This is a genomic window from Pseudomonas sp. 10B238 (genome assembly GCF_000970615.1).
Lineage (GTDB): Bacteria > Pseudomonadota > Gammaproteobacteria > Pseudomonadales > Pseudomonadaceae > Stutzerimonas.
Map to the genome: position 1 here is coordinate 158,287 of NZ_KQ033937.1, position 17,082 is coordinate 175,368.

Below are 17,082 nucleotides of genomic sequence, written 5' to 3' on the forward strand. Positions count from 1 at the left end.
GGCAGTCGCCACTCCGGACGAGGCTATGGCAATGGCGCGTAAGGGCACGGTGCTTGTGGCGATGGCGGCGCTTTGCTGGGGAATATCGGGCGGGATCGCCGGTATTCTCTTGAGCGATGGCTGGGATGCGTTCGTCGTTTCGTTCTTTCGAGGCGCCATCGGTTTGTTGTTTGTTCTCATCTGGCTAGCGTTGCGACCAGGTGCCAGCGGACTGGCAAACCGCAAACTCTGGTTCTGGTCGGTGATCGCAGGGCTCGGTGTAGCCGGCAACTTCGCTTTCTACTTCCTAAGCATCAGGCAAAGCAGCGTAGCCGTTGCAGCGACGCTGATGTACTGCGCGCCAGTGTTCGTTTACCTGGTGTCATTCGTTCTCAAACTGGAACGATCGACTCCACTGAAGTGGGTCGCGATCGGCGTGGTGATGCTTGGCATCGTGCTGCTGACAGGCGTCTACAAGAATGGCGCGGGTGGCGTCACGTTGATCGGCGCGGGCGCCGGACTGCTTGCAGGGCTGTCCTACGCGGTATTCATTTTCGGCTTCAAATATGCGGCGCCGCACGGCACCCCACAGGCGATTCTTGTCATCGCTTTCGCCGCGCTTGTCACGGTATTTATCTGGCTTGTCGAGGCCAACCAGGTCATTGCTGTTTTCCGTTCGCCGAGCTGGCCGCTGTTCATGCTACTGGGCGTACTTGGCGCGGGGTTGTCCTTCACGCTGTATATCATCGGCCTGCACCATACCGCGCCATCTGTCGCTTCGGTGGTGGCAATGGTTGAGCCGGTGAGTGCGACGCTGTTCGGCGTCGCAGTTCTCAACGAAAGCCTGGCCGGCCTTCAAATCGTGGGTATGGCGCTGATCCTGATCACGGCTACCGCGCTGGCCTACTATTCAAGCGCGCGATAAACGGTTGATCGATTGCACCCGTCCTTCCCCTTGCTCTTGGAGAAAGCGGGCAACCGTGTCGAGCACTGTCTCTGGCCGCTCACGATGGGGAACATGCTGACAGCCGTCGAGCGGAAGTTTTTGCACGCCGCCGCTCCCCAGCGCAGCGACACGGTGAAGATGATCCAGCGAGCCGTATTCGTCGTCCCGCCCATGAATGGCCAGTAATGGGCAGGCGAAGCCCGGGGCGCTTTCTTCGATTGTCCAGTCGGCATAACTGTCCGAAAGCCAGGTGTCGATCCAGGCCCAGAGAATCCACTCGGCCTTTGCGCCGTGGTATTTGCGCAGGCGGTCGACCTGGCCCGGGTCGGCGAATGCCGCTTGGGTGGCGCGGATGCCTTGCAAGGTTCGATCTTCGACAAAGGCAAGGGCGGCGATGGTGATTAGCGCGTGACAATTGTCAGGGTAATGGGCAGCGAGGCTGGCGGCCATGATGCCGCCTACGCTGTGGCCGAGCGCGATGAAATGCTCGATATCCAGTGCGTGCCGCACCGGCGGAAAGTACCGCTCGGCTTCGTCGCGAATGAAGCTGTTCGACCAGCCACCCGGATGCGCTGCGGAGCGACCAAAGCCGAGCCGGTCGTAGGCAATGACGTCGCGCTCGGTGGCCACAGCAAGGCGGTCGGGAAAGTCGCGCCACAGCTCGACGCAGCCGAGGGAATCGTGCATCAGGACGATGGGTGGCCTGCGCGAATGACGGGTGCGCCAGCGCCGCGTGAATACGTCGCCGTGCTCGGTGGGCAGAATGCGGTCTTCGGTCGAAACGGTCATGAGAATCCTAATATCGCCGGCTCAGGTTGGTGTCCTTCGGCGCGACAGCTGTATAGCCCGGTATCGGCGCGAGTTTTGGCAGCCGTCATGCCGGCTGCCAAAAAGAAGCGGCCACCTGGGCCGCCGAAGGCTTACGCCACGCCGATAGCATTGACTGGCGGCAGCCTGACGCCGCCAGGTTGTAAGGTGCCGACCGTCTGGGTTCAGCTCGCCGCTGCTGTTGTGGTTTGCTGCGCTGTCTTTTCCCGGTCGCGCAGCAGGAATCGCTGAATTTTTCCGCTCGGGGTCTTAGGAAGTTCACTGACGAACTCGATTTCGCGCGGGTAGGCGTGGGCGGAAAGGCGCTGACGCACGTGTTGCTGCAGCTCGTCGGCCAATGCTTGGTCGGCATTGTGGCTCGCATGCAGCACAACGAAGGCCTTCACCAGTTCGGTGCGCTCCGGATCGGGCTTGCCGATCACCGCTGCTTCGATCACGGCCGGGTGCTCCACCAGGGCGCTTTCCACGTCGAAAGGGCCGACCCGGTAGCCGGATGTGGTGATCACGTCATCGGCGCGGCCAACGAAGCTGATGCTGCCGTCGTCATTGAGCTCGACGGTGTCACCGCTCAGGTAGTAATGCCCAACGAAGGCTTTGGTGCGGGTGCCCGCATAACCGTTGAACCAGAGCAGGGGAGACTGGTTGCGGTCCAGCGCGAGCATTCCCGGTTTGCCGGGCTCCAGCTCGCGTTGTTGATCATCGATCACCACGACGCGGTGCCCGGGCATCGCGTAGCCCGCCGTGCCGATGCGCACGGTATGGCTCAGCGCATGGTGGTTGCACAGGACCATGCCGAGTTCGGTCTGTCCGTAATGGTCGTGGATCGTGCAGCCAAGGCCGCTGCTGAACCAGCGGATCACTTCGGGGGTGAGCGGCTCACCTGCGCTGCTCACGGCGCGCAGGCGACCCTTGATCTTGCCCTCGACCTCGTCCTTGGCCGCCAACAGCAGGCGAAACGCGGTGGGTGAGCCTGCCATGTTGGTGATCTTGTATTCATTGACGACGCGACAGGTGCTGTCGACGGTGAAGCCGCCTTCATAAAACAAAGTGGAATGGCCCATGGCGAGCGGCCCGGTGACGGCGTAATACAGGCCGTACGCCCAGCCCGGATCAGCGATGTTCCAGAAACTGTCTTCTGGCCGCAGATCGACCGCATCGCGCATGTAGGTGACGAACGCGACGATGGCCTTGAGCGGCACATGCAGCTGCTTTGCCGGCCCGGTGGTGCCGGAGGTGAACATGGCGAGAAAGGGTGCGTCACCCGCCAGCAGCACCGGCTCGAATGCGCTCGGTTGCCGATTGACCTGGGTCCAGAAGTCGTCGGCGCCATCGCCTACGACCAGGCGGCGCGGGGCGCTTTCAACGGCGTCCAGCTTCTCGCTGTTGGCGGCATCGGTGACGACCAGCTTGGCGCCGGATTCCTTGACTCGATGCTCAACCGCTTTTGGGCCGAAGGCGGTAAACAGCGGCTGATAGATAGCGCCAGCGCGCCAAGTGCCGAGGATGGTGACCAGCAATTCGGGGGTACGCGGCAACAGGCCGGCAACGGTATCGCCCGGCTTGATGCCGTAACTGTCCAACAGATTGGCGAAGCGCGCCGCGGCTTCCTTGAGCTGTGCGAAGGTCCAGGTGGCTCGCTGGCCGTCGCGGCCTTCCCAGATAAGCGCGACCTTGTCCGAGTCGGCGTGACGGTCACAACACTCGACGCAGGCATTCATGGCGGAGAGATCACCGCTGAGGATGGCCGAGACCGTCTGCTGAAAGTCGAATTCGCTGGCCGCAGTGGCATGATCGCGCATGGCTGGCTCCTGGATCTTGTTGTTATTGGGTTGTCCGGATATTGGCGCTGCGTGGTGCCCGCAACAATGGCAAATGCCACCAAGGTGGATGAGCGGTTTGGACAAACTCTGCGGCACGACCTGCGGCTGGCACCAATCACCCGCAACTGCATCGAATCTTGGAACCACATATGGTTAACGGGAGGTGTTCCATGAGTATCGATCCGCTTGACAGACCCCACAATCAACAACCGGTGCCGGGGCAGGACCAGAACCCCAGCCATTCTCCTGAGCCTGATTTCATCACCGATAATCCAGATGTCCAACCCGGTTCTGGACATGACAAGGGCACCCAGCCCTCAGACCCGCCGAAAAGCACGCCCGATATCGACCCGAACGAGCCGGGGTTAGGTAACCCGTTGCCCTGACGCTATAAAAGGTTCATTGCGCCTGGCCGAGGGAGAGCAGCCGTGATCGTGAGGTCGCGTTCCGAGGCTGGGAGCCGTTTGCTCGCACGTATCGCTATCCTGGGCCGGGCTGCTCTTCCTGGCGCTGGATGAGTGTCCTGGTCGGTTAGGGCGCTCCTAGACGTTTCCGTTATTGCGGCGCTGCGCCTTGCGGTCGTGTCGCGCTGTTCGTTACGCGCCCTCGGCGAAGAGTGTTGGTCTATCGCCCGCGGCTCCTTAAAGCCGGCTATCTAGATTGGTGTTGCGCGCCGTCAATTACATTGTGATGCATGGCTTTATGCTGGCTTCGTAGGTGGCGGCGTTGCGACGCTGAGCGTATGTCTCGAGCAGTATTGCCAAAGCTGCGCCCGCCAACGGCCGCTCGGCTCGCGCTTCTGTGTGCCAACGGGTCATTGATAACGGAGCGGTAGAGTGAGCGTCTCAGCGAGCATGTCCTATGTATTGATTGCCTATAACGAGCCCTGGCGTGCTGACGAGCTTGCCCGCCTGGTCGTAGCACTTCGTCCAGGAATCCGGACTGTTCAGGTAAATGATGGCCAGTCGGCACTCAGGGTCTGTCGAAAGCAACCGCCGAGCTTCTTGATAGCTGACGGTGAGTTGGCGCAATTGGATGCTCGGAATCTGTTGCACGAGCTGCGCAATCACCAAGCGACGCGGCTGTTGCCCGCCATAGTCATCAGCGACCGGGTGGACGGAGTCAGTGTGCGTGCCGTGCGTCCGTTGGCACCGAAGGCCTATTTGAAAAAACCTTACAGCCTGGCCGACTTGCGAGTTCGCCTGAACTCGCTCTTGCCCGGTCCCCGCATAGTAAGCACACAGACCGCTAGCGCAACCGGGACGCTAAGCGGCTTTCTAGACCGAATGCGCTCCAACAACGCGGGTGCGCCGGTTTTGGAGTCGGTGCAGGTTGCGGTCGCGGCCTGCATGCAGACGGAAGACTGGGACCTCGCGATGCTGGAATCGAAGCTATCGTCAGATCCTCAGATTACGGCGCGCCTGGTGTCCATTGCCAACAGTGCTGGGCAGCACAACGGCGCTGTGTGCAAGACGCTTGGCCAGGCTTTGCCGCGCCTTGGTGTGAAGCGAGCACTGAATCTAACCTTGCAGCTCGCGGTTCAGAACAATGCCACCTTGTCGGATCCCCGCTTAAAGCATCAGGCAGCGTCCAGCGCCGAGTATGCCCAGCGCGCCGCCGATCTTGCTCATTGGCTTGCAAGCAGACTCAAGCTCGACACGGAGCTTTCCTACACGGCCGGGCTGCTGCACAACATCGGCGAGCTTGCTCTGCTTAGAAGCTTGCAGGAGTGGCTGGATAGCGGTGGTGAACTGACAGAGGGCGAAATTCACTGCGCTTTGCGCGAACGCTCCGCCAGCTTTGGATCAGCCCTTCGAGCGCAATGGAGATTACCGTTGGGGTTACGCCAGCTTATCGCGGCGTTCTATTCCCTGGGCGCGGAGGTTTTCACCCGTGAAGCGCTGGTGCTCAACGTAACCGGATCATTGCTGCGCTTACCACCTTCCAGCCCCATTGAGGATTTGCTCCAAGACCGCGCAGTTCGACTGCTTCGACTCGATGAGGCGATTCTTGAGCGAGCGCCGCGCGAACGAGCTTGAGGGCGATAGTCAGATCCATCGCCACTACCAGTCCAGAGCGTGTGCAGCTCGACACGTGGTGAATGAGCCTGGGAAAAGTCAACGGCAGTCCGGCCAGCGTGAGGCCGACGTGTCTGGATGCCTAGGCCCACGAATTCGTCTGTCCTCCTTCCGCTAGCCATGCGGCACCACTTTTTTGGAAATTATTTTTGACGGTTTGATTAAGGGTGATAGCATTTTGACTCTACGGCTCTATAGCGCTGTCATTCGATAGCCCTACAGGTATTTCGCTGTCTTGGTGGACGCGTACTTGCCTAACTGTATAGACGCCGCTCTGGAGATTGAAATTGTTCCGACGTCGCTCTACCGAGGCCCAGGCCGGGCTCGTAGTTGTCGCTGCGCTGTTGGCGACGCTGGTTCCTATGTGGGCCATCCTTAACGCTTGGCTAAAACATGAAAGTGAGCTGGTAGAACAAGCCGCGCGCAATGACGCGATGAATCTGGCGATAGCGTTCGAAGAGCATGTACAGAGTGTCGTGCGTTACGCCGACGCCTTGATACAGGACGTTCGTGAGGAGCTGGTAAACGACCCTGACGCGTTTCAAGCGATAGCCAAAACAAAACTTCCACGGTACGAGACTCTGGTCGGCCAGCTCGCACTGATAGATGCAGAGGGATGGTTGGTTGGCACTTCTCTGGACTCGCTGGCCAAAAAAGTCGACCTGAGCGATCGCGAACATTTTCGCGTGCACCGAGACAACCTTGGGCAAGACCAGCTGTTCGTGAGTAAACCGATACTCGGCCGCGTCTCGGGAATCTGGTCCATACAATTAACCAGACCGGTCATTAAGGACGGAAAATTTTCCGGGGTGGTCGTTCTTTCGATCCCGGTTACGTTCTTCACCGATTTCTACAAACAGATCAACATCGGGAGCCATGGGCTGATCGCTCTGGTCGGTCTGGACCGGGTGCCACGCGCGGCGGCATCTTCGATTAATCTTGATGCGCGCCTGGACGGGATGGTGGTGCCTGGGGATCGTCCCTATTTCGATAGCACGAAACCTGATAAAGGCTTCTATCGAGGGCCGAGCGCCATCGATCAGCTTGATCGCCTGACCGCGTATCGGCGTCTGAAGGAAGCCGGCCTGGTTGTCATCGTTCAGCTTTCGCCCGCCGAATACTTGGCAGCGTCTCGTGAACGACGTCAATTCCTGACTTTCTGTGCCGCTGCAATCTCGATCTTGCTGCTCGCTTTCGCTTCATTTCTCTACTTCGCTACGCAGCGGCATCTAAAAAACACGGGGGCGCTAAAGCGTGCACATGACTCGCTGCGAGAAATCATCAGCATTGATCTTCTGACAGGTGCTCGAAGCCGGCGTGATTTTCTTGAGGCGTTGGAAAGCGAACTAGGCCGCGCGCAGCGCCACGGTACGCCGCTCAGTCTGGTAATGCTTGACATCGATTTCTTCAAACAGGTGAACGATACGTACGGGCACCCGATTGGCGACGTCGTATTGAAAGAGTTGTCGTCGCTATGCAGCGCCGTGCTCCGCACGCATGACGTATTTGGCAGGCTTGGAGGTGAGGAGTTTGGCTTGATTCTCCCTCATACAGACGCAGAAGGCGCCGTGCTCGTTGCTGAAAAGCTGCGGGTGGCGGTTGAGAATGCCGTTATTCCTACTGACCGCGGCCCGGTACGAATCACGGTAAGCGTAGGGGTTGCGTCCGCCATACCAGCAGTGGATGACTCCAGTCGCTTGATTGTCCGGGCTGACGATGCGCTATACACCGCCAAGCAAACTGGTCGAAACAGAGTTTGCTTCGCGTCTTCGGGCTGAGCTACCACCACAACGATGTCGAGCTGGACGGTGAGGAGCTCAATGTCTACGAGCACAACGGGTTGGGCACGACCCTGGGCGATACCTGGATTGGTTTTGCCGAATATCGTGCGACTGACAGGCTGAGCTGTGGCTGGCAGGGCCGGGTCGTCACGGCTGTCGATTCGCTGCGGACCGGTGTGAGCACCCTCGATAAACCCGGGTACGGCGTACACGACCTTTATGCCCAGTGGTCAGCGTTAAGCGACGACCGACTCGTAATCAACCTGACGCTGCAGAACCTGTTCGACAAGCAGTACCTGGATCACGCCAGCAACGAAGATTTTGAAAACATTCCCGGCTATGAAGGCATACGCGGCAGTTACGAGCCTGGCCGCGAATTGCGACTGGGTGTCGCGCTGCGTATCTGAGGTTGGTGTCGGCGGGCGTTAGCCAAGGGAAGGCAGGGGTGCTGGCACTGCTACATGCAACCCTGCCTGATGCGATCAGCCAGCTCGGCTGTGGAGTTGAAGATCGGTGGCGACGTCGGGTAGTTGATGGGGCGCTGACAGGCGCGACTCGAGGAGCTGAACGAAAGCTCGGGCCTCGGACTCGCTGCGAAACGTGACCTTGTTTCGGTCCAAGCGAACCTCCCAGCTGCTGCCTTCGAATGAGGTAAGCGGTCGGATTTGAATATCCATGATGCCTCCGGGTCTGGAAAAGACAGACGAACGCTAGACCTTTGCCAGCCACCGGTCAATTTGCGCCATTGACGCAGGAGCATTCACTGCTGCCGTTCCTTCTGTTTGCCATTAGGCACCCATCCGCGCGCTGATCTTGCGCGCGACTGCCAGCAGTCGCTTCGCCGCCGCGCCATCCGCTTCGGCCATGAAGCCGGGCTCGCCACCGACGATGGTGATCACACCTGCCAACCGCTGGTCGCCACTGAACAGCGGCGCGGAGAGTGCGTTGACGCCAGCCATCAACAGGCCGTGCACGGGCTGGATGTGGGTGCGTTGCAGTTCGCTCATGGCGGCGAGGAGGGCTGCAGGGGTGGGCGCCGAGGGAAGCTTCAGTTCCTCTTCGCGCAGTTGCGCAGTCTCGGCGTTGGGCATGAAGGCGTTGAACACCAGCCCGGTCGATGAGCCCAGCAAAGGCAGCACCGAGCCCACCTGCGTCACCAGCGTCACGGCGCGCACGGCTTGCTCCACGTGCACGACGGCGGGACCGCGGTTGCCCCAAACCGCAAGAAAGCAGGTTTCGTTGAGTTCATCACGCAACTGCGCCAGATGCGGCGTTGCCAGTTTGACCACGTCCAGTCGGCCCAACGCAGCCAGCCCCACGAACAGCGCAGCGCGGCCCAGCCCGTAATGGTTCGTCAGCGGATCCTGTTCGGCGAAGCCGCTGGCCATCAGGGCCTGCAAGTAGCGGTGGACCTTGCTGGCAGGCATTCCGACATGTTCGGCCAGGCGCGATAGAGAGGTCGCCGGGGCCAGTTCGGCCAGAGCAGTGAGAATGTCAGTACCTACCTCTGCGGCCTGTACCTTCTGCCGCCGTGGCGCCGTGTCCGCGTTGCTGTCTGCCATGAATTCAAATGCCTGTTTGTGCGGGCTCGCTTATCGAGGCGCTGTTTATAACTTGACGCCCTGGTGAGTTCAAATTACTTTTTGCGTAAACGCATTACGCGAAATGAGAGATGGCTATGCAACCACAACAACAAATGGGCGAAACCTCTCGATACCTGTCCGGCTTCGGCAACGAGTTCAGCAGCGAGGCCCTGCCGGGTGCATTGCCGGTCGGGCAGAATTCGCCGCAAAAGGTGCCCTACGGCCTGTATACCGAATTGCTCTCCGGCACCGCTTTTACGGTGGCGCGCAGTGAAGCACGGCGAACCTGGCTATACCGTATTCGACCATCGGCCCACCACGGCGCTTATCAGCGCTTGGAGCGGCAGCTCAGCGCAGAGCTGGGTCCCGTCACGCCCAATCGACTGCGCTGGAATCCGCAACCCTTTCCCGAGGCCGCGACTGATTTCCTCGACGGCCTGACGTGCGTCGTGGCCAATGCTGAACCCAACCAGCCTGCGGGGGCGAGCATCTACCGGTACGCGGCGAATCAGTCGATGGAGCGGGTGTTCTTCGATGCCGATGGCGAGCTGTTGATCGTGCCGCAGCAGGGCGTGCTGAAGCTGGTCACGGAGTTGGGCGTGCTTGAGGTCGCGCCGCTGAAGATTGCAGTGATTCCGCGTGGTATGCGGTTTAGGGTCGAGCTGCTGGATTCGACGGCGCGCGGCTATGTCTGCGAGAACCATGGCTGTGCGCTGCGCCTGCCCGACCTGGGGCCAATCGGCAGCAATGGTCTGGCTAACCCGCGCGATTTCCTGACGCCGGTTGCGCATTACGAGGAGCGCGACGAGCCGGTACAGCTGGTGCAGAAGTTTCTCGGTGAACTCTGGGTAACCGAACTGGATCACTCCCCGCTGGACGTGGTCGCCTGGCATGGCAACAACGTGCCGTACAAATACGACCTGCGCCGTTTCAACACCATCGGCACCGTCAGTTTCGATCATCCCGATCCGTCGATCTTCACCGTGCTCACGTCACCCAGTGCCATTCATGGCATGGCCAATATCGACTTCGTGATCTTCCCGCCGCGCTGGATGGTGGCGGAGAACACCTTCCGCCCGCCATGGTTCCACCGCAACCTGATGAACGAGTTCATGGGACTGATCGATGGCGCCTACGACGCCAAGGCCGATGGCTTCTCTCCGGGCGGTGCTTCGCTGCACAACTGCATGAGTGCCCACGGCCCGGATCATGTGTCGACTGAACAGGCGATCAAGGCCGAACTCAAACCGCACAAGATCGAGAACACCATGGCCTTTATGTTCGAGACCGGCCAGGTGCTCCGTGCCACACGTCAGGCGTTGGAAAGCCCGCAGCTGCAGAGCGATTACGACAGCTGCTGGGCCGGCCTGACCAAGACATTCGATAAAAACGGGAAATGACATGACCGCACAACAAGAGCAACGCAGCTGGGTCGAGTCGGCCAATGGCCATTCGGATTTCCCCCTCGCCAATCTGCCCCTGGGCGTATTCAGCCGTGACGGCGACCAGCCACGCGGTGGCGTCGCCATTGGTGATTACATTCTCGACTTACGCGCCGCCTGCGAAGCCAGCTTGTTCGACGGGCAGGCGCTAGAAGCGGCGAAAGCGGCCAGCGACAGCAGCCTCAACACCTTCTTTGCGCTCGGAGCGCCTGCACGCAAGGCGCTGCGAGGTGCACTACTGGATCTGCTCGGCGAGGGTAGCGCGCAGCGTGAAAGTCTTCAGGGGATGGGCGAGACGTTATTGCACCCCATGGACCGCTGCCAGATGCATCTACCGGCCAAAGTGGGCGACTACACCGACTTCTATGTCGGCATCCATCACGCCAACAACGTCGGCAAGCTGTTCCGGCCGGACAATCCCTTGCTGCCCAACTACAAGTACGTGCCCATCGGTTATCACGGGCGTGCCTCGACGGTTGACGTGTCCGGCGTAACCGTCAAGCGTCCCAACGGCCAGACCCTGCCGCCGGGCGCCAGTGAGCCGAGCTTTGGCCCGAGCAAGCGGCTCGACCATGAGCTTGAACTGGGCATCTGGATCGGTGCAGGCAATGCCCGTGGCGAATCGATCCCGATCGGTGAAGCCAGCAGTCACGTCGCCGGGTTCTGCCTGCTCAATGATTGGTCGGCGCGCGATCTACAGGCTTGGGAGTATCAGCCGCTTGGCCCGTTCCTCTCGAAGAGCTTCGCCACCAGCGTGTCGCCATGGGTGGTAACGCCGGAAGCACTCGAGCCGTTCCGTTGCGCACAACCGGCGCGGCCCGAAGGCGATCCCCAGCCGCTGCCGTACCTGTTTGATGAGCAGGACCAGCAGCACGGCGCGCTGGATATCGAACTCGAAGTGCTGCTGCTGACTGAGGCTATGCGCGACAAGGGGCAGCCTGCACAGCGCATCGCGTTGAGCAGTACGAAGAACATGTACTGGACCGTGGCGCAGATGGTCGCGCACCACAGCGTCAACGGCTGCAGCCTGCAACCTGGCGATCTGTTCGGCTCCGGAACCTTGTCCGGTAGCAGCCCTGAAAGCCTCGGCAGCCTGTTGGAGATCACCCAGGGCGGCAAACAGCCATTGGAACTGCCCAGCGGCGAAACTCGCACCTTTCTGGACGATGGTGACGAAATCATCCTCAAGGCACGTTGCCGTCGAGATGGGCAGGCGTCCATCGGCTTTGGCGAATGTCGCGGTCGCGTGATGCCTGCTTAACGTAAGCATGTTTAGCAAAAAGCCCGGGCATGTGCAGACAGCCCGGGCTTTTTGATTTCGAGGGCAGCCAGTCAGGGCAGCTTCGCGGTTTCCAGCGTCGAGGATGGGGCAGGCGCGATTGCGGCGTCGCGCATCTGCTCGGCCAGGGCTGCGGTGAATCCCTGGACGACTGACCAGCGCAGGTGTACCGCGTCGACAAAGGAGGACACCGGCGTGTTCCAGTCTTTGTCGGCATTCCAGTAGGTGCCACCAGTGGCGTTGAGGGTTTCCATGATTTGCTTGTCGAAGTCGGCCAGGAACGTACCGTCTGGATCGTACTTTTCCTTCCACTGCGGGTGCAGCGGTGTGGAGACGACCATCAGCTCTCGGCCTTCCTGCGCCAGGCGCGCGCTCATCTTGCCCAGAGCCGCGAAACAGCTGGCATCCAGTGGCTCCGGGCGACCATACAGCAGCTCACGGGTATTGCTGGTCACCAGCGGGCCATCGCCGAAGCGGTTAAACACGAGCGGGTCCCACTCGATTTCTCCGGCGCGTTGAGCCTTGACCGTCAACGCGTTGCGCGCCAACGACTTCGGCGAGAAGTAACGCATGTAGTGGCCCCAAGGTGAGGCGTTTTCATAAACGTAAGGGTCGACGTGCTCACGGTTGAGCACCGCTGTAGGTACACGCCAGCAACCGGCGAAATCCTGTGGGTCGGCAATCATCACCACACTGCGAATGCTGGGCTGGCGGTCTAGCAACCAATGCCCCACGTAGGTCGACTGGTTGGCGAACAATCCACAAAACGCGCCGTTCATCGGGCGCACCCCGGGCAATGCCTCGGTCAGCACATGGCCGTCCACGTGGCGCCAGGCCACGGAAGACCCGATGATCAGCAGATTCGGCGATTGGATCGGGTTGTCGCGCAGGAAGCTGAGTTTTTCATCGACACAGGAAATATTGGAGAACGCTGGGGGTGGCAGGTTGCCGGTCCGGTTCAGCGCGAACAGCGTCAGGCAAAATATCGCCAGTGCGCCGAACAGCCCGGCAAACAACGACAGCAGATACCGCGAACGTACCTGGCCCGGCAAGCTGGCCGCGCTGGTTGCTCCCTGTTCGGCATTGCTCCCGTCCCTGGGCACATCTGCTGTCTGGATCATGAATTATTTCCCCTCCAGCTTAGCGCTGATGACTTGGGCGAAATGGCCGACGTTGCGCAGCGACTCGAGCTCCGCCGTCCGAAACTTGATGCCGAAGCGTTGTTCGGCGGCGACCGTGAGCATCACGTGGGTCTGGCTGTCCCAGCCCTCGATGTCGTTGGCGGTCATTTCTGGCGACAGCATAATGCTGTCGTCATCGAACACATCATGGAAAACCGGGGTGAGTTGCTTGAGTACTTCTGCTTCGGTCATGCCGATACCTCGATGTAATGGTTGGGCGTGCGAGGGGAGGTGAATTCGTACCGCCAGAAGGTGGCGTCGCGGGTGCTGTCAGCGGGGGCGGGATGCTGGACGAAGCCCAGACGGGGGAAATGCTCCGCGACCATGCCGTTACGTTCGGTTGGCCGGTACTCACCGATCAGTGCGCGATAGCCGGCAGCGATGGCGGCGTTGGTCAGCACATCGAGCACTGCGTCTTCGACCTGGCGACCCAGTACACGGCAGCTCATCAGCCAGCTGTCGATCAGCAGCTCGTCGCTGGCGACAGCTGCATCCGGGCGCGCCAGGACGACGCTGATCAGGCCGTTATCACCGAACTTGTCGGCCAGGCGGATTGCCAGTGCCACCGCCGCTGGGTCGCTGGCGATGCGCTCGACTTCCGCCTCGCTATAGCGGCGCGTGGTGAGGTTGAACTGGTTGGTCTTGTTGATCAGCTGCGTGCTGCGGGCCAGCTCGGCGGCGCCGATCGGGGTGGCGGTCAGTACCATCTCCAGGCCGCGCAAATAACCTTCCATGTCGGTGGCCTGGCTCATTGCCGCTTTGCGCTCAGCGTTCAAGACATAGTTGCGCCCGCGTGCGGCATCGTCCGAGGTGAAGGAGACGGCTTCGAAGTACCCCGCGGCGGCGACGCGTGCCGGGTAGTCGGCCACGTCATCCGGCAGTTCCGGCACCGCGACTTCCGGTAGCTCGCGACGCACGATGTCGCGCTCGGCGGGGTTGTCATCGACGAACACCAGGCTGTCGAGTCCAATGTCGAGCATTGAGGCGATGCGCCGCAGATTGCCAGCCTTGTCTTCCCAGTTGGCGACGAAGGCCGCGATGTCGCTGCGCTTGAGCGCCATCTCGGGATGATTGAACGCCGCTTCGGCCACGCTCAGATCATTCTTGCTGCACACCGCGAGGATGATGCCGCGGCGCGCCAGCTGCGCTGCGTAGTGCTGGAAGGTGAGGAAGGCTTCGCCACTGGGCGAACCCCGGCCGAGGTGGATGCCGTCTACGCCATCGTCACCGACCACGCCACCCCACAGGGTGTTGTCCAGGTCCAGCACCAGGCATTTGCGCGACAGACCGATGCTGGCGGCGGCGATGCGAGCCAGTTGGTCGCCATACAGCGGCGCCAGGTTCGGGCTGACCAATTGCTTGGCCTGATGCCAGCGCACCGGTTCGGCCAGGCCGTCGCCATAACTGCCACGGGCGGCTTCCCAGGCAAGGTCCATCAGTAATACGCCGTCTTCTCGGGCTGCAGCACGGATGGCCGCATTGAGGCGATCGATGAGTGCGTAGGGTGAGGCCGGAACCAGCGCTTCGAATGAACCAAAGATCGGAGGGTCGGCGGGCACGATGGTTTGCTGGACGACCTGGGCGGCATAGCGCTCGCGTGCCCGGCGCCACAGCAGGCGCAACTCGTCGACCCGTTCGGCGACCGCGGCGTCAACGTCTGCCTGCGAGGCTTCGAGCGGCAACTGCAGGGGCGCGTCTCGCGCATCCAGCGCCAGGACGATCAGTTGTGGGGCAAAGTTGGCGAGCTCGGCGTCGTCCATCAGCAGCGCCTGACGGTACATGCCATAGGGCGCGACGTGCACCGACAGCGCCAGGCGACGCTGCAGGCCCGCGACACGAATCGCCGGCACCAGATGATCGACGGTATGCGATGACAGCAGGGCGATGCGCAATGGTCGCAGCCCGCTGTTGGTCGTTTCGCCGTTCGCCAGCGCGCGCAAGCCTTCGCTTGCGAGCCGGTCCAGCCGGGTGGTGAGCGTGAAATCGCGGCGGTAGCCGGCTAGCTTCACGGCCAGATCCAGACGAGTGAAGGGGTCGGCTTCGCGTTTGGCCTCGCCGATGGCGCTGCCAAGATCAGGGTGTTGCGCTAACCAGAGAAGCTGATCCATTAGCGTGTCACTCCTTACTTGTAGACGGTTTCAGAACTGGAAATAGAGGAATTCAGTAGGGGCCACGGAAAACGCCACGGCTAGGGCGAAGAAGCCCAGCACGCCCACGGCCAAGCCGATGACTGGCGTCGGGCTCCATACCGCAATCGGGAACCAGCGCAGCAGCCAGTTCTCGCGCGGTTGGGCGTCCAAGGCAGTGCGGAAACCGGCCATCCATTGCTGCACGTTGGGCATGAACCAGACAAAGGCGAGCAGTACGGCGACGGTGAGGTAGTTGGACTTGTCGAAATCCGTACTCAGTTCGCTCAAGCCAGCCATGCCCGACAGCATCGCCATCGCCGCGGTCACGCTGTTGGCCCGGAAGAACACCATGGCCACGACGACGCAGAGGAAGGTCAACAGAACCGCGCCGGTGCGATGCCAGAGCTTGTCGCTGTCCAGCGGCAAACCGCGGCGCGCCTTGTAGGCGCGGAAGCCGTGGACGACGACCAGATAGAAGCCGTGCAACAGACCGAACACCACGAACTGCCAGCCCGCACCGTGCCAGACGCCCGAGATGAACATGGTCAGCACGGTGGGGTAGGCGATCAGTACGACAAAGGTCCCAAGGCTCATCTTGCCTCGCCGTGGCAACGGCTTACCGGCGGCCATCCGTGCGCGGGTGATGCGCATCACGATGGGGTTATAGATGTAGGCCGTGAGGAAGCGCGTCAGCGTCATGTGCCAGCGCGACCAATAGTCGATGACGTTATGCGCCTTGAATGGGCTGTTGAAATTGACCGGCAGGCGCAGGCCGAACATCAATCCCAGGCCGATCGCCATGTCGCTGTAGCCCGAAAAGTCGAAGTAGATCTGCAAGGTATAGCTGAGCGCGCCGTACCAGGCGTCGTATAACGAAGGCACCGTTCCATCGGCGGCGATCGCGAAGATCGGCGAGGCGTTTTCCCCCAGCGGGTCGGCGAGGATCACCTTCTTGAACAGGCCGAGCACGAAGACTGTCAGGCCCAGCGAGATATTGTCGAGCCGCGGGCGGAAGGTGCTGCTGTCGTTGAACTGCTTGAGCATCTCGCCGTGATGGGTGATGGGGCCAGCGATCAACTGCGGAAAGAAACTAATGAACAGGCAGTAATTGACGAAATCATGCTCGGCGACCTCACCATCGTGCGCGTCGACCAGATAGGCGATCTGCTGGAACGTGAAGAACGAGATCGCCAGCGGCAGGATGATGTCGCCCACGGACCATCCGAGGTCGAAGGCGCTGTCGAGCGTGCCGAAGAGAAAGCCGGTGTACTTGTAGTAGCCCAGCAACGCGACATTGGCCGCCACACCGAGCACCAGCAGGCTCCGCGAGGGCCGTCGCATCAGGTAACCACCGATCAGGTAGTTGACCACCATGCTGCCCACCAGCAGCGGCACGTAAGCGGGGTTCCACCAGCCATAAAACACCAGTGACGCCAGCGTCAGCCAGATCGCGGCGTAACGTTGTCTGCCGGAGCCTGCGAGGAGAATGAAGCCTAGAAGCACCACCGGAAGGAACCCGGCGATGAACACCATTGAATTGAAGAGCATCGTTCTTTTTCCCTATCCCTGAACAATTAACAACCGTCCCTCGGAACGGTGAACGTCGACCCACTCCATATCGAACAAGAGCCGTTGGCGTATTACTGGAAGTCACCCGCGCCAGCTTCAACGCAGCTCTGTTGCGAACAACTGCAACCACACAAAACCATTGCATGGTCTGTTAACTGCGACACAGAGTTGTTAGAAGAAGTTGCGCCGTTTATCCGTTCGTATAACCAATCCGGACGGGCGGAAAAGCCCGTGAAATCAAGCGAAACGGCTTTTCTAGAGCACTTGCGGGATATTGGGGAACGGGTGGTAATTAGAGGCGTCAGGTTGCCGCACACACCGCAATCGCGCACCGATGGAGGGCGCTCGGTTTCGGCTGTCCGCGGCTGTTGAAACGTCACGGCTATGAAGGGAAGCGTTGGCGAGGGCTATTTTCCGGAAGTGTGCTGTTCGTCGCTTGATCGACCAGAGACGTTTTATCGGCGTCA

General features: G+C 60.8%; 15 protein-coding genes. 7 read left to right on the forward strand and 8 right to left on the reverse strand.

The window, feature by feature from the left end; all coding sequences use genetic code 11:
• Nucleotides 1-25 precede the first annotated feature (25 nt).
• Nucleotides 26-904, forward strand: coding sequence for a DMT family transporter (locus RT21_RS17255; protein ID WP_101153207.1), 879 nt, complete (start codon nt 26-28; stop codon nt 902-904).
• Here RT21_RS17255 and RT21_RS17260 read toward each other — a convergent pair.
• Nucleotides 890-1,714, reverse strand: coding sequence for an alpha/beta fold hydrolase (locus RT21_RS17260; RefSeq protein WP_046163693.1), 825 nt, complete (start codon nt 1,712-1,714; stop codon nt 890-892). The genes RT21_RS17255 and RT21_RS17260 overlap by 15 nt on opposite strands.
• Before the next feature lie 203 nt (nt 1,715-1,917).
• Nucleotides 1,918-3,552, reverse strand: a complete 1,635-nt coding sequence (locus RT21_RS17265) for an acyl-CoA synthetase (RefSeq protein WP_046163694.1) — start codon at nt 3,550-3,552, stop codon at nt 1,918-1,920.
• A 191-nt stretch (nt 3,553-3,743) separates the two neighbouring features.
• Here RT21_RS17265 and RT21_RS23645 point away from each other — a divergent pair, with 191 nt between their 5' ends.
• From RT21_RS23645 to RT21_RS17280, 4 genes are all read left to right on the forward strand, one after another.
• Nucleotides 3,744-3,959, forward strand: coding sequence for a hypothetical protein (locus RT21_RS23645; RefSeq protein WP_127839447.1), 216 nt, complete (start codon nt 3,744-3,746; stop codon nt 3,957-3,959).
• Between the two features lie 450 nt (nt 3,960-4,409).
• On the forward strand, nt 4,410-5,612 hold the full coding sequence (locus tag RT21_RS17270; RefSeq protein ID WP_046163695.1) for an HDOD domain-containing protein: 1,203 nt from the start codon (nt 4,410-4,412) through the stop codon (nt 5,610-5,612).
• A gap of 326 nt (nt 5,613-5,938) precedes the next feature.
• On the forward strand, nt 5,939-7,429 hold the full coding sequence (locus tag RT21_RS17275; protein WP_336511864.1) for a sensor domain-containing diguanylate cyclase: 1,491 nt from the start codon (nt 5,939-5,941) through the stop codon (nt 7,427-7,429).
• Complete coding sequence (locus tag RT21_RS17280; RefSeq protein WP_046163696.1) at nt 7,408-7,839, forward strand: TonB-dependent receptor; 432 nt, start codon at nt 7,408-7,410, stop codon at nt 7,837-7,839. The genes RT21_RS17275 and RT21_RS17280 overlap by 22 nt, the downstream gene beginning before the upstream one ends.
• Before the next feature lie 75 nt (nt 7,840-7,914).
• Here the strand turns inward: RT21_RS17280 and RT21_RS17285 are convergent, their stop codons facing one another.
• Together RT21_RS17285 and RT21_RS17290 are read right to left on the reverse strand one after the other, a co-directional pair.
• Nucleotides 7,915-8,109, reverse strand: coding sequence for a hypothetical protein (locus RT21_RS17285; RefSeq protein ID WP_045426770.1), 195 nt, complete (start codon nt 8,107-8,109; stop codon nt 7,915-7,917).
• A gap of 111 nt (nt 8,110-8,220) precedes the next feature.
• The gene (locus tag RT21_RS17290; RefSeq protein WP_046163697.1) at nt 8,221-8,994 is read right to left on the reverse strand and encodes an IclR family transcriptional regulator; all 774 of its coding nucleotides are present in this window, start codon (nt 8,992-8,994) and stop codon (nt 8,221-8,223) included.
• 134 nt (nt 8,995-9,128) lie between these two features.
• On the opposite strand from RT21_RS17290, the gene hmgA reads away from it, so the two are divergent.
• Together hmgA and fahA are read left to right on the forward strand one after the other, a co-directional pair.
• Nucleotides 9,129-10,415, forward strand: a complete 1,287-nt coding sequence (gene hmgA / locus RT21_RS17295) for a homogentisate 1,2-dioxygenase (RefSeq protein ID WP_177327103.1) — start codon at nt 9,129-9,131, stop codon at nt 10,413-10,415.
• A gap of 1 nt (nt 10,416) precedes the next feature.
• Nucleotides 10,417-11,718, forward strand: coding sequence for a fumarylacetoacetase (gene fahA, locus RT21_RS17300; RefSeq protein ID WP_046163699.1), 1,302 nt, complete (start codon nt 10,417-10,419; stop codon nt 11,716-11,718).
• Between the two features lie 71 nt (nt 11,719-11,789).
• Here fahA and RT21_RS17305 read toward each other — a convergent pair whose 3' ends face one another.
• From RT21_RS17305 to RT21_RS17320, 4 genes are read right to left on the reverse strand one after another with little or no spacing between them, the layout of a single operon-like run.
• Nucleotides 11,790-12,857 carry a hypothetical protein gene (locus RT21_RS17305; protein WP_046163700.1) on the reverse strand — a complete coding sequence of 356 codons (1,068 nt, stop codon included), beginning with the start codon at nt 12,855-12,857 and terminating at the stop codon, nt 11,790-11,792.
• Between the two features lie 3 nt (nt 12,858-12,860).
• Nucleotides 12,861-13,109 carry an acyl carrier protein gene (locus RT21_RS17310; protein WP_046163701.1) on the reverse strand — a complete coding sequence of 83 codons (249 nt, stop codon included), beginning with the start codon at nt 13,107-13,109 and terminating at the stop codon, nt 12,861-12,863.
• A complete protein-coding gene (locus tag RT21_RS17315) occupies nt 13,106-15,025 on the reverse strand; it encodes an HAD-IIIC family phosphatase (RefSeq protein WP_046163702.1) in 1,920 nt (639 codons plus the stop codon). Before RT21_RS17315 ends, RT21_RS17310 begins: the two co-directional genes overlap by 4 nt.
• A gap of 30 nt (nt 15,026-15,055) precedes the next feature.
• On the reverse strand, nt 15,056-16,594 hold the full coding sequence (locus tag RT21_RS17320) for an MBOAT family O-acyltransferase (RefSeq protein WP_046163703.1): 1,539 nt from the start codon (nt 16,592-16,594) through the stop codon (nt 15,056-15,058).
• Between the last annotated feature and the right edge of the window lie 488 nt (nt 16,595-17,082).